This is a genomic window from Streptomyces sp. V3I7 (assembly GCF_030817495.1).
Lineage (GTDB): Bacteria > Actinomycetota > Actinomycetes > Streptomycetales > Streptomycetaceae > Streptomyces.
Window position 1 is genome coordinate 5831239 of record NZ_JAUSZK010000001.1, and the last position, 13300, is coordinate 5844538.

Below are 13300 nucleotides of genomic sequence, written 5' to 3' on the forward strand. Positions count from 1 at the left end.
AGGGGTGTCGCGCCGTCCTGGCGCAGCGTAACCATTCCGGGGTTCCCGGGCATGTCGGGCGCGCGCCGGACGGTTCGGCGCCGGCTCACCACAGCCGTGAGGCCAGCCCCGGGTAGTGGACCACGCAGCCGTCCGCGTCCAGGACCAGGTCGCTGCGGAAGTCGCCCGAGGCGTAGCGCACGACTCCGCTCCCGCCGGGGCGGCGGAGGTGGGTGTAGGTCTGCCGCGACGGCCCTACGGCGAGATCCGGCACGGACACCCACGCCATCAGGAACGCGCGCTCGCCGGGCTCCCGATGGAGCGCGTGCCGGAGCACGGGCATCGTGTTGGTGAGCGGGCTCAGTCCCAGGTCACAGTCGAGCGCGCCGTCGACCTCGGGCAGGGGCTCCCCGTCCCCGGTCCACCGGCCCTCCCCGTCGTGCCGCAGGTCCAGCGACCGGGTCCCCTCCGCGGACTCGGCCGTGACGCGCAGCTCCCGGGTGACGTAACCGTCGGAGGTGACGAGGGCGTACGTGATCCAGTACGGCTCCGGACGCGTCCCGACCGCCCGCCCGTGCGCGCGCAGCGCCGTCCCGTCGAACTCGACCCAGGAGGTCTCGTACCCCCGGCTCGCCGGCACGTCCCAGGTGATGACTCGTGAAGCCGTCATGTCCTCACCGTACGGCCGGGGCCGGCCCGGCTCCTGCCCACCGCTCGCTGCGAGCGGTGGGCAGGGAACCGGGGCCGGGTACCTCAGCGGCGGCCGTTCTTCGAGTCGAGCAGGCCCGCTCGGCGCAGGGCGTCCGCCATGGCGCTGTTGGCCGGCGGGGGGGACTGCCGCGAGCCGCGGTCGCCGCCGCGGTTCTGGCGCGGCTGGCCCTGCCTCTGCTGGCGCTGCTGGGGCGGACGGCCGCCGGCGCCGCGCTGCGGCCGCTCCTGTGGCGCGGCCTCGTCGTCGAGGCGCAGCGTGAGCGAGATCCGCTTGCGGGGGATGTCCACGTCGAGGACCTTCACCTTGACGATGTCGCCGGGCTTCACGACGTCGCGCGGGTCCTTGACGAACGTCTTCGACATCGCGGAGACATGGACCAGCCCGTCCTGATGGACGCCGACGTCCACGAACGCCCCGAAGGCGGCCACGTTCGTGACGACGCCCTCCAGGACCATCCCGGACGACAGGTCGGCGATCTTCTCGACGCCCTCCTTGAAGGTGGCCGTCTTGAAGGCGGGGCGCGGGTCACGACCCGGCTTCTCCAGCTCCTTGAGGATGTCGGTGACGGTCGGCAGACCGCACGTCTCGTCCACGAAGTCCGACGCCTTCAGCGACCGCAGCACGCCCGTGTTGCCGACGAGCGCGGCCACTTCCTGCCCGGTGGTCTTCACCATGCGGCGCACGACGGGGTACGACTCGGGGTGGACGCTGGAGGAGTCCAGCGGGTCGTCGCCGCCGCGGATGCGGAGGAAGCCCGCGCACTGCTCGAACGCCTTCGGGCCCAGCCGGGACACCTTCTTCAGCTCCGCGCGGGAGCGGAACGGCCCGTTCGAGTCGCGGTGCGCCACGATGTTCTCCGCGAGCCCGGAGGAAATGCCGGACACGCGCGAAAGCAGCGGCACGGACGCCGTGTTGACGTCCACGCCGACGCCGTTCACACAGTCCTCGACCACCGCGTCCAGCGAGCGCGACAGCTTCATCTCGGACAGGTCGTGCTGGTACTGGCCGACGCCGATCGACTTCGGGTCGATCTTCACCAGCTCGGCCAGCGGGTCCTGCAGCCGGCGGGCGATGGAGACCGCGCCGCGCAGCGACACGTCCATGTCGGGCAGCTCCCGCGACGCGTACGCCGACGCCGAGTACACCGAGGCGCCCGCCTCGGACACCATCACCTTGGTGAGGTTCAACTCGGGGTGCCTGTCGATGAGTTCACCGGCGAGCTTGTCCGTCTCGCGGGACGCCGTGCCGTTGCCGATCGCCACCAGCTCGACCGCGTGCTCCTTCGCCAGCCGCGCCAGCTTCGCGAGCGCCTCGTCCCACTTGTTGGCCGGGACGTGCGGGTGGATCACATCGGTGGCGACGACCTTGCCGGTCGCGTCGACCACGGCGACCTTCACTCCCGTACGGAAGCCGGGGTCCAGGCCGAGCGTCGAGCGCGTGCCGGCCGGCGCGGCGAGCAGCAGGTCGCGGAGGTTGGCGGCGAAGACGCCGACCGCGTCGTCCTCGGCGGCCGTACGCAGCCGCAGGCGCAGGTCGATGCCGAGGTGGACGAGGATGCGGGTGCGCCAGGCCCAACGGACCGTGTCCGCCAGCCACTTGTCGGCCGAGCGGCCACGGTCGGCGATGCCGAACCTGTGGGCCACGATCCCCTCGTACGAGGAAGGCCCCTCGGTCGGCTCCTCCGGCTCCAGGACGAGGTCGAGGACCTCCTCCTTCTCGCCGCGCAGCATGGCGAGGACCCGGTGCGAGGGCAGCTCGGTGAACGGCTCGGCGAAGTCGAAGTAGTCGGCGAACTTGGCGCCCGCCTCCTCCTTGCCCTCCCGCACCTTCGCGGCCAGCCGCCCGCGCACCCACATGCGCTCGCGCAGCTCGCCGATCAGGTCGGCGTCCTCGGAGAACCGCTCGGTCAGGATCGCCCGCGCGCCGTCCAGCGCCGCCTGCGGATCCGCGACGCCCTTGTCGGCGTCGACGAAGGCGGCGGCAGCGGCGAGCGGTTCGACCGCCGGGTCGCCGAGCAGCCCGTCCGCCAGCGGCTCAAGACCCGCCTCGCGCGCGATCTGCGCCTTCGTACGCCGCTTCGGCTTGTACGGCAGGTAGATGTCCTCGAGCCGCGCCTTGGTCTCGGCGCCCCGGATCCGCGCCTGAAGCTCCTCGGTGAGTTTGCCCTGCTCGCGCACCGACTCCAGGATCGCCGTCCGGCGCTCCTCCAGCTCGCGCAGATAGCGCAGCCGCTCCTCGAGCGTGCGCAGCTGCGCGTCGTCGAGCATCTCGGTCGCTTCCTTGCGGTAGCGGGCGATGAAGGGCACCGTCGAACCGCCGTCGAGCAGCTCCACCGCGGCCTTCACCTGCCGCTCCCGTACGCCCAGCTCCGCGGCGATCCTGCCTTCGATGGACCCTACTTCGAGGGACTCGGGTGTCGTCACGATCCCGTACCGCCTTCTCCACTCAGGTTGCGCGGCAATTGTGGCAGGTGGCACGGACAATCGGGTTCAGGGCACCGCCATGGCACCGAACTGTCGTGGCGGAAAAGGTGGGGAACCCGTCATTGCGGCCATCCGCGGGCCCGCGAAGAATCGAACCCATGGCGCAACGAACCGTTCTCGTCGTCCTCTTCGACGGCGTCCAGACCCTGGACGTCACGGGCCCGTCGGAGGTCTTCGCGGGCGCCGAGCACCACACGCCGGGCAGCTACCGCATCCGTACGGCCTCCCTCGACGGCGGCCCCGTCCGCAGCTCCAGCGGGCTCACCCTCGTACCGGACCAGGTCCTCACGGACGCGTCCGACCCGCACACGCTGATCGTGCCCGGCGGGCAGGGCACGCGCCGGTTCGACCCGCGGCTGACCGACTGGCTGCGCGAGCACGGACCCCGCGCCGAGCGGCTGGTCTCCGTGTGCACCGGGGCGATCCTGCTCGCGGCGGCCGGTCTGCTCGACGGGCGGCGCGTCACGACGCACTGGGCGTACTGCGACAAACTCGCGCGGGACCACCCCGCCGTCGAGGTCGACCCCGACCCCATCTACGTGCGCGACGGACATGTGGCCACGTCGGCCGGTGTCACCTCGGGCATCGACCTCGCGCTCGCCCTGGTCGAGGAGGACCTGGGACGGGACACCGCCCTCACCATCGCCCGTCACCTGGTGGTCTTTCTCCGCCGGCCCGGCAACCAGGCCCAGTTCAGCGCCCAGCTCGCCGCGCAGACCGCACGGCGCGAGCCGCTGCGCGAGGTCCAGCAGTGGATCACCGAGCACCCGCACGGCGATCTGAGCGTCGAGTCGCTCGCCGCCCGCGCCCTGCTCTCACCCCGCCACTTCGCCCGGTCCTTCCAGGCCGAGACCGGCATGACGCCCGGCCGCTACGTCGACCGGGTCCGCCTCGAACACGCCCGGCGGCTCCTGGAGGACACCGCCGACGGCATCGAACAGATCTCCCGGGCCAGCGGCTACGGCACACCCGAGGCCATGCGGCGCGCGTTCGTCCGGACGCTCGGCGCAGCCCCGGCCGAGTACCGGCGCCGCTTCCGCCCCGCCGCCGCCCACTGAACTTCCGTCCCGATACCGCCCGTTGAAAGGCCAGCCATGCAGATCGCCATCCTCGTCTACGACGGTTTCACCGCCCTCGATGTCGTCGGCCCGTACGAGATGCTGTCCCGTCTCCCGGACGCGGAGCCCGTGTTCGTCGCCGAGAAGGCCGGACCCGTCCGCACGGAAACCGGGTTCCTCGCCGTCACCGCCGACAAGTCCCTGGCCGAGGTGCCCAGCCCCGACATCGTGGTGGTGTCCGGCGGCCCGGGGCAGAGTGAACTGATGGACCACGCGCCCCTGCTGGACTGGCTGCGCGCCGCCGACGCCACCAGCACCTGGACGACGTCCGTCTGCTCCGGCTCCCTGCTGCTCGCCGCCGCCGGTCTCCTGGAGGGGCGCCGCGCGACCTCGCACTGGCTGGCCCTCGACCAGCTGTCGCGGTTCGGCGCGCGCCCGACCGGCGAACGCGTCGTGTTCGACGGCAAGTACGTCACCGCGGCCGGGGTCTCCTCCGGCATCGATGGCGCTCGCGCTCGTCGGCCGGATCGCGGGCGACGACCACGCCCGGGCCGTCCAGCTGGGCACCGAGTACGACCCGCAGCCGCCCTACGACTCGGGCTCGCCGCTCAAGGCGCCCGCGCACCTCGTCGAAGTGCTGCGCGCGCGGAGCCGCTTCATCCTGACGCGGTCCAGCTGAACCGTGGCTGCCGGCGCTCCAGGAACGCGGTGACGCCCTCCTCGGTGTCCCCGGCGTCGCGGGCCTGGTCCGTCCAGTGGGCGTCGCGGTCCGTGCGGCCGTTCGCGAACTCCTTGGCGGCGGCCTGCGTCAGCTGGGACCGGGAGACCAGGACCCGGGTGAACTCCGCGACGCGCTTGCCCAGTTCGCCCTCCGGCAGCACCTCGTCGACCAGGCCCGTGCGCAGCGCCCGCTCGGTGTCGATCAACTCGCCCGAGAACAGCAGGAACTTAGCGGTGGCCGGACCCACGAGCGAGACCAGCCGACGGGTGGAGGACGCCGGGTAGACGATGCCGAGCTTCGCGGGCGTCACCCCGAACAACGCCCCCGCCTCGGCGAACCGCAGATCGCAGGCCGCCGCGAGCTGCGAGCCACCGCCCACGCAGTGACCGCGCACGGCCGCCAGCGTCGGCTTCGGGAACGCGGCGAGCGCCTCCTCGGCGCGCACGGCGAGCCCCTGCGCCTCCTCCGGTGAGCCCTGGAGCGTGGAGATGTCCGCGCCGGCGCAGAAGGTCGCGCCCTCACCGGTGAGCACCAGCGCCCGTACGTCCGGATCGGCGGCCAGCGTGTCCAGCAGCGGCGGCAGCGACCGCCACATCGCGGCCGTCATGGCGTTGCGCTTGGCCGGGTGGTGGACGACCACGGTGGCGACCGAGTCGGTGACGTCGTGCAGCAGCTGGGGCTCCATGCGCGGGATGCTATCCGCCCGGCGGTGCGGCCCCGCCGGGCGGCCGGCCGCCGGTGAAATGGACGGGACCGTCAAACCCGTACAACCCGAATAGTTCGCGAAGTCGGCGCGGCGGGGACAGGAGCAGTCCCACAACTGACCTTGTCATACGCCAACGGTCAGAAGCGCTCGATAACAGCTGACTTCTGTTCAGTCGTCCGGAGCGGACGGCGTCGTTACCAACACTCGACGTGTGGGGACAATCGAGCGCAAGGGTGGCGACCGGACGATGGACAACCACGGGCGCGGGGACGGCTCGCGCCCAGAGGAAGGCGGCCGGCGGCCGCCGGATCCGCTGCCGTACGAGGGAGTCTGGCGGTTCACCGCCCCGGCCGTGGAGGCCTCGGTCCCGCAGGCGCGGCACGCGGTACGGGACCTGCTGATGCGCCAGGGCGTCCCGGTCTCGGACGACACCGTCCACGGTCTTCTGCTGATCATCTCCGAACTGGTCACCAACGCGGTCCGGCACGCGGCCCTGCTGTCGCCGATGCTCGCCGTGGAGGTCGCCGTCGGCGCCGAGTGGGTGCGGGTCTCGGTGGAGGACAACCACCCCTACCGCCCCACCGCCCTGGAGGCCGACCACGGCCAGACCGGCGGGCGCGGACTGCTCCTGGTGCGCGAGGTGGCGCGGGAGGCGGGCGGCGTCATCGACGTGGAGCACACGGCGAGCGGCGGCAAGGTGATCTGGGCCGCCCTGCCGCTCAAGCCGGTCCGGCTGGTGTGACGGTTCTGCCGAGCGGCTGTGAGCGTCCTGTCCGGAAGGCTCCGGCCGCCGAGACGCGAAACAGCCGGGCGGCAGCACGCTCGCCCGGCTGTCCCTACGTCTCTCACCAGCCCGCGGACTGTCCCGTCAGTTCCCTGATGGCCGGGCGGGCGGAGTCCAGCACGGTCATGAACCACGCGGAGAAGGTGTCGCGCGCGTGGCGCTCGGCCAGCTCGGCCGGCGTGGCGAAGACGGTCGCCCCGACCTCCTCCGGGTCCGGCGCGAGCGGGGACTGCACCAGGCCGACGAACAGGTGGTTGTACTCCTGCTCGACCAGGCCCGACGCCGGGTCCGGGTGGTTGTAGCGGACCGTCCCGGCCTCGGCGAGCAGCGATGGGGAGACCCCGAGCTCCTCGTACGTCCGCCGGGCCGCGGCCGCGAAGGGGGCCTCACCGGGGTAGGGGTGGCCGCAGCAGGTGTTGGACCACACGCCGGGGGAGTGGTACTTGCCCAGGGCGCGCTGCTGGAGCAGCAGCCGCCCCTGCTCGTCGAAGAGGAACACGGAGAACGCGCGGTGCAGCCTGCCTGGTGGCTGGTGGGCGGAGAGCTTCTCCGCAGTGCCGATCGTCACACCGTTCTCGTCGACCAGTTCCAGCAAAATCGCGTCTGCGGCGCCGTTCGACGAGCTGTGCGTCGCGGTGGCAGGTGTGATCGGCATACCCATCCTTCGCTTCGGTCTTCGCACCCCAAGTCTGCCGCACGAATCCGGCACGCCCGGTACTTCGCCATGCCGTCCGCATGTCCCGCGCGCGGCGCGGTCCGGGCAGGCCCGGGCGGCCCACCGGAAGAGGGGACCTGGAAGGTGATCATGCCCCGTACCTGGGACGGGGAACCGCTCAGGTGCAGGAGGAGGGGGCGCGGGCGCGCGACAGGTCGCATTCGATCGGCGGACGGCGCACGCGCTCGCGTCAGCGCCCCCTGGCTCGTCCGCAACGAAGCCCCGCAGGCGCGCCCGCCCCGCAGGCGCGCCCGCTCAGTGGCACAACCGCGCCTCGTGCTCCGCGTGCCCGCCCGGCTCCAGCTGGAAGGTGCAGTGCTCCACGTCGAAGTGGTCGCCCAGGCAGCCCTGGAGTTCGTGCAGCATCTTCTCGTGGCCCGTGGCGTTCAGGACGTCCGAGCGCACGACCACATGAACGGACAGCACCGGCAGACCCGAGGTGATCGTCCAGGCGTGCAGATCGTGGACGTCCTCCACCCCGTCGAGCGCCAGGAGGTGTGCTCGTACCTCGGCCATGTCGACATGCTTGGGGGCCGCCTCCAGCAGGACGTCGAGCGTCTCGCGCAGCAGCTTCACCGTGCGCGGCACGATCATGAGGCCGATCACCAGCGAGGCGATCGGGTCGGCGGCCTGCCAGCCCGTGGCCAGGATCACCGCTGCCGAGATCAGTACCGCCACCGAGCCCAGCGCGTCCGCGGCCACCTCCAGGAACGCACCGCGCACGTTCAGGCTGTCCTTCTGGCCGCGCATCAGCAGCGTGAGCGAGATCATGTTCGCGACCAGGCCGAACGCACCGAACGCGATCATCAGCCCGCCCCGGGTGTCGGCCGGCGCGAAGAACCGCTCGACCGCCTCGAACAGGACGTAGCCACCGACGCCGAGCAGCAGCAGGCAGTTGGCGAGCGCGGCGAGGATCTCCGCCCGCGCGAACCCGAACGTGCGGTGGGTGCTCGGCGGCAGGTTGGCGAAGTGGATGGCGAGCAGGGCCATGCCCAGGCCCAGCGCGTCCGTCGCCATGTGCGCGGCGTCCGCGATCAGGGCCAGCGAGTCGGCGGCCACCCCGCCGATGACCTCGGCCACCATGACGGCGACCGTGATCGCCAGCGCGGCCCGCAGCCTGCCCCGGTACGCGGCGGCCGCCGTACCCGAGGCGGGTACGTGCGTGTGCGTGTGACCGTGGTCGTGCCCGGCCCCCATGGACACCGCCCTCCTGTGATTCGGCCGATACTCCCGGGAGCACCGTTGCAGGTAACTCTTCTCCCGGATCACAGTGAACTACGCGCGCGGGGCACCCGGCAACGCGGCACTGAACACCGTTGTCATATGGCCTGACCTGCGGAAACAATCCCAGGTCAGCGCGGTGCGGAGGACGCCGTGTCCACCTGGGGGAGGAGGCGGCCACGACCGCCCGTCCTGTGCCGATGCCGCGGGACGTATGCCCCATGTCCACGATGCCCGGGATGGCGGCACGGTTTGTGGGGCGGGCCCCGCATCACCCATGATGATCGCGGCAGAGGTCGCGGGACAGACCCCGTCGACGGGGCCGTGAACGGGTGGTGAACGCAACCTTCCGGGCATCCGATAGCCTCTGCCGGATGCCGCCCGGGTGCCACGGGCCAGCGGCGTACCCCATTCATGCAGACGACCGGCGCAGGTGCGTCGGCACCCAGGGAGTGAGTTTCGGTTGTCGACCGCCATCCTCACCGGTCAGCCGGTCCCCGGATCGTCGCTAGAGAGCGATCTGCGGTCCCTCGGCTTCGAGGTGCGGGTGGCCTCCGGGACATCCGACGCGGAGACGCTCCTCGCCACGGTCCCGAGCGATGAGCGGGTCGCCGTCGTCGACGCGCGTTTCGTCGGCCACGTGCACGCGCTGCGCCTCGGCCTGACCGACCCCCGCTTCCCGCTCGCCGCCGTCCCGGGCGCCGTGACCGCCCAGCCGGCCGGCCGCCAGGCCCTGACCCGGGCGATGGCCCGTGAGACGTCGGCGGCCGGCGACACCCTCGCGACGGCGGGTCCCACGGCGCCCCCGGCCGCGTCCGAGCAGGCGGGCGCCGGAGCCGTCACCGCCGTCGACGCGCTCGCCGACCGCATCGGTGCCGCCCTGGACGCCGACGGCGTCGATGTGCACCGCCCCGACCTCGGCAGCCTGGTCGCCGCCGTCCCGGCCGACCCGCAGGCCCGCAACGAGGCCCGGCAGGCCGTGGCCGGCGTCGACGACGAGGCCGTACGCCTGAAGACCGCGGTGAAGGCCCGCGACGGCTTCTTCACCACGTTCTGCATCAGCCCGTACTCGCGCTACATAGCCCGCTGGTGCGCGCGCCGCGGCCTGACCCCCAACCAGGTCACCACCGCCTCGCTGCTCACCGCCCTGATCGCGGCGGCCTGCGCGGCCACCGGCACCCGCACCGGCTTCGTCGCGGCCGGCGTCCTGCTGCTCTGCTCGTTCGTCCTGGACTGCACGGACGGCCAGCTGGCCCGCTACTCGCTCCAGTACTCCACGCTCGGCGCCTGGCTCGACGCCACCTTCGACCGGGCCAAGGAGTACGCCTACTACGCCGGCCTCGCCCTCGGCGCGGCCCGCGGCGGCCATGACGATGTATGGGCCCTCGCGCTCGGCGCCATGATCCTGCAGACCTGCCGGCACGTCGTGGACTTCTCCTTCAACGAGGCCAACCACGACGCCACCGCCAACACCAGCCCCACCGCCGCCCTCTCCGGAAAGCTCGACAGCGTCGGCTGGACGGTCTGGGTGCGCCGGATGATAGTGCTGCCCATCGGTGAGCGCTGGGCCATGATCGCCGTCCTCACCGCGTTCACCACGCCCCGCATCACCTTCTACGTCCTGCTCGTCGGCTGTGCCATCGCCGCGACGTACACCACGGCCGGGCGCGTGCTTCGCTCGCTGACCCGCAAGGCCGTGGGGGTCCCCCCAGGCGTTGAGCACGGGGGGAGCACCGACCGGGCCGCGCAGGCGCTGGCAGACCTGGCCGACAACGGCCCCCTCGCCACGGGCACCGCCCGCGTGACGCGCGCGATCGGCTCCCCGCTGCTCATCGCGCTGGCCGGCACGGCCGTCCTCGCCGTCTCCCTCTTCTCCGGTGTGACCTGGGCGCCCGTCGCGGGCGCCGTCGTCTACACCATCACCTCCGGCCTGGCGCTGCGCCGCCCCCTCAAGGGCGCCCTCGACTGGCTGGTGCCGCCCGTCCTGCGCGCCGCCGAGTACGGGACCGTCCTGGTCCTGGCGGCCAAGGCGGACGTGAACGGAGCCCTTCCGGCAGCTTTCGGGCTGGTTGCGGCCGTCGCCTACCATCACTACGACACGGTGTACCGCATCCGCGGCGACGCCGGAGCGCCGCCGGCCTGGCTGGTGCGCGCCATCGGGGGGCAGGAGGGGCGGACGCTGCTCGTCACCGTCCTCGCCGCGCTGCTCACCGCCCCGCAGTTCACGCTCGCGCTCACGGTCCTCGCCGTGGCCGTGGCTCTGCTGGTGCTCGTCGAGAGCATCCGCTTCTGGGTGTCCGCCCACCAGGGTGGCGCGCCCGCCGTACACGACGAAGGAGAAACCGCATGATCGGCCTTGTGCTGGCGGCCGGCGCCGGACGGCGTCTGCGTCCCTACACCGACACCCTGCCCAAGGCTCTGGTGCCGGTGGGTCCGGAGGGCGACGAGGAGTCGCTGACGGTGCTGGACCTGACTCTGGGGAACTTCGCCGAGGTGGGTCTGTCGGAGGTCGCGGTCATCGTCGGCTACCGCAAGGAGGCCGTGTACGAGCGGAAGGCGGCGCTGGAGGCGAAGTACGGCCTGAAGCTGACGCTGATCGACAACGACAAGGCCGAGGAGTGGAACAACGCCTACTCCCTGTGGTGCGGGCGGGACGCGCTGAAGGACGGTGTGATCCTCGCCAACGGTGACACGGTGCACCCGGTCTCGGTCGAGAAGACGCTGCTGGCCGCCCGTGGTGAGGGCAGGAGGATCATCCTCGCGCTGGACACGGTGAAGTCGCTGGCGGACGAGGAGATGAAGGTCGTCGTCGACCCGGCCAAGGGTGTCCAGAGGATCACGAAGCTGATGGACCCGGCGGAGGCGACGGGCGAGTACATCGGCGTGACGCTGATCGAGGGTGACGCGGCGGCGGAGCTGGCGGACGCGCTGAGGACGACGTTCGAGCGGGACCCGGACCTGTACTACGAGGACGGTTACCAGGAGCTCGTCAACCGCGGTTTCAAGGTGGACGTGGCGCCGATCGGCGACGTGAGGTGGGTCGAGATCGACAACCACGACGACCTCGCCAAGGGGCGTGAGATCGCGTGCCAGTACTGACGAGGCTGATTCCCTCGCCGGTCGTCGTGGACATCCGTCCGGGTGCCCTGGACGACCTGGCGGCTGTCCTCGCCGACGAGCGCATCTCGCACTCGGGCCGGCTCGCGGTCGCGGTCAGCGGTGGTTCCGGTGCGAAGCTGCGGGAGCGGCTCGCGCCGTCCCTGCCGGGCGCGACCTGGTTCGAGGTCGGCGGCGGCACTCTGGACGACGCGATCCGGCTCGCCGGTGAGATGAAGTCCGGGCGGTACGACGCGGTCGTCGGACTCGGCGGCGGCAAGATCATCGACTGTGCCAAGTTCGCGGCCGCCCGCGTGGGCCTGCCGCTGGTCGCCGTGCCGACGAACCTCGCGCACGACGGTCTGTGCTCCCCGGTCGCCACGCTCGACAACGACGCGGGCCGCGGCTCCTACGGTGTGCCCAACCCGGTCGCGGTCGTCATCGACCTGGACGTGATCCGCGACGCACCGGTGCGCTTCGTGCGCTCCGGCATCGGCGACGCGATCTCCAACATCTCCTCGGTCGCCGACTGGGAGCTGTCCAACCGGGTCAACGGCGAGAAGATCGACGGTCTCGCCGCGGCCATGGCCCGCCAGGCCGGCGAGGCCGTGCTGCGCCACCCTGGCGGGGTCGGCGACAACGGCTTCCTCCAGGTGCTCGCGGAGGCGCTGGTCCTCAGCGGTATCGCGATGTCGGTGTCGGGCGACTCCCGCCCGTGCTCCGGCGCCTGCCACGAGATCAACCACGCCTTCGACCTCCTCTTCCCGCAGCGCGCCGCGAGCCACGGCGAGCAGGCGGGACTCGGAGCGGCCTTCGCGACGTACCTGCGCGGGTCCCACGAGGAAGCGGGCCGGATGGCCGAGGTGCTGCGCCGGCACGGGCTGCCGGTGCTGCCGGAGGACATCGGCTTCACCGTGGACGAGTTCGTCCGGGTCGTGGAGTTCGCCCCGGAGACCCGTCCCGGCCGCTACACGATCCTCGAGCACCTCGACCTCAAGACCCACCAGATCAAGGACATCTACGCCGACTATGTCAAGGCCATCGGTAGCTGAACTCCGGCCGGTCGTCCATCCCGCGGGGGTGAAGGACCGGCGCAGCGGTGAGCACTGGGCGGGACGCCTCTACATGCGCGAGGTCTCGCTGCGGGTGGACCGCTACCTGGTGAACACCAGGATCACGCCCAACCAGCTCACGTACCTGATGACCGTCTGCGGCGTCCTCGCGGCCCCGGCCCTTGTGGTGCCGGGGATCGCGGGGGCCGTGCTCGGCGTGGTCGCGGTCCAGCTGTACCTGCTGCTGGACTGCGTCGACGGTGAGATCGCGCGCTGGAAGAAGCAGTACTCGCTCGGCGGGGTCTACCTCGACCGGGTCGGCGCCTATCTCACCGACGCCGCCGTGCTGGTCGGCCTCGGCCTGCGCGCCGCCGACCTGTGGGGCAGCGGCCGTATCGACTGGCTGTGGGCCTTCCTCGGCACCCTCGCCGCGCTCGGCGCGATCCTGATCAAGGCCGAGACCGACCTGGTCGGCGTCGCCCGCCACCAGGGCGGCCTGCCGCCGGTCAAGGAGGCCGCGGCCGAGCCGCGCTCCTCCGGCGTGGCGCTCGCCCGCAGGGCCGCGGCGGCGCTCAGGTTCCACCGGCTGATCCTCGGTATCGAGGCCTCCCTGCTGATCCTGGCCCTCGCGGTCGTGGACCAGATCAGGGGCGACCTCTTCTTCACCCGGCTCGGCACCGCCGTGCTCGCCGGGATCGCGATGCTGCAGACCCTGCTGCACCTCGTGTCCGTTCTCGCGTCGAGCAGGCTGCGGTGAGTGCCATGGAGTCCAC

The 13300-nt window shown here is 72.0% G+C and carries 11 protein-coding genes and 1 pseudogene; 7 read left to right on the forward strand and 5 right to left on the reverse strand.

The window, feature by feature from the left end:
• Nucleotides 1-85 precede the first annotated feature (85 nt).
• Nucleotides 86-649, reverse strand: a complete 564-nt coding sequence (locus QFZ74_RS26970; protein ID WP_307623429.1) for a putative glycolipid-binding domain-containing protein — start codon at nucleotides 647-649, stop codon at nucleotides 86-88.
• Nucleotides 650-732: 83 nt separating this feature from the next.
• Nucleotides 733-3114, reverse strand: coding sequence for a Tex family protein (locus QFZ74_RS26975; RefSeq protein ID WP_307623430.1), 2382 nt, complete (start codon nucleotides 3112-3114; stop codon nucleotides 733-735).
• A gap of 158 nt (nucleotides 3115-3272) precedes the next feature.
• Between QFZ74_RS26975 and QFZ74_RS26980 the strand changes: the two genes are divergently transcribed.
• Nucleotides 3273-4232, forward strand: a complete 960-nt coding sequence (locus QFZ74_RS26980; RefSeq protein WP_307623431.1) for a GlxA family transcriptional regulator — start codon at nucleotides 3273-3275, stop codon at nucleotides 4230-4232.
• 36 nt (nucleotides 4233-4268) lie between these two features.
• Nucleotides 4269-4911, forward strand: a pseudogene (locus QFZ74_RS26985) (DJ-1/PfpI family protein).
• Here QFZ74_RS26985 and QFZ74_RS26990 read toward each other — a convergent pair.
• Nucleotides 4889-5638 carry an enoyl-CoA hydratase/isomerase family protein gene (locus QFZ74_RS26990; RefSeq protein WP_307623432.1) on the reverse strand — a complete coding sequence of 250 codons (750 nt, stop codon included), beginning with the start codon at nucleotides 5636-5638 and terminating at the stop codon, nucleotides 4889-4891. The pseudogene QFZ74_RS26985 and the gene QFZ74_RS26990 overlap by 23 nt on opposite strands.
• A 268-nt stretch (nucleotides 5639-5906) precedes the next feature.
• Between QFZ74_RS26990 and QFZ74_RS26995 the strand changes: the two genes are divergently transcribed.
• The gene (locus QFZ74_RS26995) at nucleotides 5907-6401 is read left to right on the forward strand and encodes an ATP-binding protein (protein WP_307624290.1); all 495 of its coding nucleotides are present in this window, start codon (nucleotides 5907-5909) and stop codon (nucleotides 6399-6401) included.
• Nucleotides 6402-6504: 103 nt separating this feature from the next.
• On the opposite strand, the gene idi is transcribed toward QFZ74_RS26995, so the two are convergent.
• Together idi and QFZ74_RS27005 are read right to left on the reverse strand one after the other, a co-directional pair.
• A complete protein-coding gene (idi, locus tag QFZ74_RS27000) occupies nucleotides 6505-7098 on the reverse strand; it encodes an isopentenyl-diphosphate Delta-isomerase (RefSeq protein WP_307623433.1) in 594 nt (197 codons plus the stop codon).
• A 315-nt stretch (nucleotides 7099-7413) separates the two neighbouring features.
• Nucleotides 7414-8355 (reverse strand): cation diffusion facilitator family transporter, encoded by a 942-nt coding sequence (locus QFZ74_RS27005; RefSeq protein ID WP_307623434.1) that lies wholly within the window; start codon nucleotides 8353-8355, stop codon nucleotides 7414-7416.
• Between the two features lie 487 nt (nucleotides 8356-8842).
• On the opposite strand from QFZ74_RS27005, the gene QFZ74_RS27010 reads away from it, so the two are divergent.
• Genes QFZ74_RS27010 through QFZ74_RS27025 form a run of 4 tightly spaced genes read left to right on the forward strand, consistent with a single transcriptional unit; the run spans nucleotide 8843 to nucleotide 13284 of the window.
• Nucleotides 8843-10729: a DUF5941 domain-containing protein gene (locus QFZ74_RS27010; protein ID WP_307623435.1), complete on the forward strand. Its 1887-nt coding sequence runs from the start codon at nucleotides 8843-8845 to the stop codon at nucleotides 10727-10729.
• On the forward strand, nucleotides 10726-11478 hold the full coding sequence (locus QFZ74_RS27015) for a phosphocholine cytidylyltransferase family protein (RefSeq protein ID WP_307623436.1): 753 nt from the start codon (nucleotides 10726-10728) through the stop codon (nucleotides 11476-11478). Before QFZ74_RS27010 ends, QFZ74_RS27015 begins: the two co-directional genes overlap by 4 nt.
• Nucleotides 11466-12527 (forward strand): iron-containing alcohol dehydrogenase family protein, encoded by a 1062-nt coding sequence (locus QFZ74_RS27020; RefSeq protein WP_307623437.1) that lies wholly within the window; start codon nucleotides 11466-11468, stop codon nucleotides 12525-12527. The genes QFZ74_RS27015 and QFZ74_RS27020 overlap by 13 nt, the downstream gene beginning before the upstream one ends.
• Nucleotides 12505-13284: a CDP-alcohol phosphatidyltransferase family protein gene (locus tag QFZ74_RS27025; protein WP_307623438.1), complete on the forward strand. Its 780-nt coding sequence runs from the start codon at nucleotides 12505-12507 to the stop codon at nucleotides 13282-13284. Before QFZ74_RS27020 ends, QFZ74_RS27025 begins: the two co-directional genes overlap by 23 nt.
• Nucleotides 13285-13300 lie beyond the last annotated feature (16 nt).

Bases quoted from the DNA above. Each gene is read 5' to 3' on its own strand.
- QFZ74_RS26970 (WP_307623429.1), bottom strand. From the start codon at position 649: ATGACGGCTTCACGAGTCATCACCTGGGACGTGCCGGCGAGCCGGGGG.
- QFZ74_RS26980 (WP_307623431.1), top strand. From the start codon at position 3,273: ATGGCGCAACGAACCGTTCTCGTCGTCCTCTTCGACGGCGTCCAGACC.
- QFZ74_RS26990 (WP_307623432.1), bottom strand. From the start codon at position 5,638: ATGGAGCCCCAGCTGCTGCACGACGTCACCGACTCGGTCGCCACCGTG.
- QFZ74_RS26995 (WP_307624290.1), top strand. From the start codon at position 5,907: ATGGACAACCACGGGCGCGGGGACGGCTCGCGCCCAGAGGAAGGCGGC.
- idi (WP_307623433.1), bottom strand. From the start codon at position 7,098: ATGCCGATCACACCTGCCACCGCGACGCACAGCTCGTCGAACGGCGCC.
- QFZ74_RS27005 (WP_307623434.1), bottom strand. From the start codon at position 8,355: ATGGGGGCCGGGCACGACCACGGTCACACGCACACGCACGTACCCGCC.
- QFZ74_RS27015 (WP_307623436.1), top strand. From the start codon at position 10,726: ATGATCGGCCTTGTGCTGGCGGCCGGCGCCGGACGGCGTCTGCGTCCC.
- QFZ74_RS27025 (WP_307623438.1), top strand. From the start codon at position 12,505: ATGTCAAGGCCATCGGTAGCTGAACTCCGGCCGGTCGTCCATCCCGCG.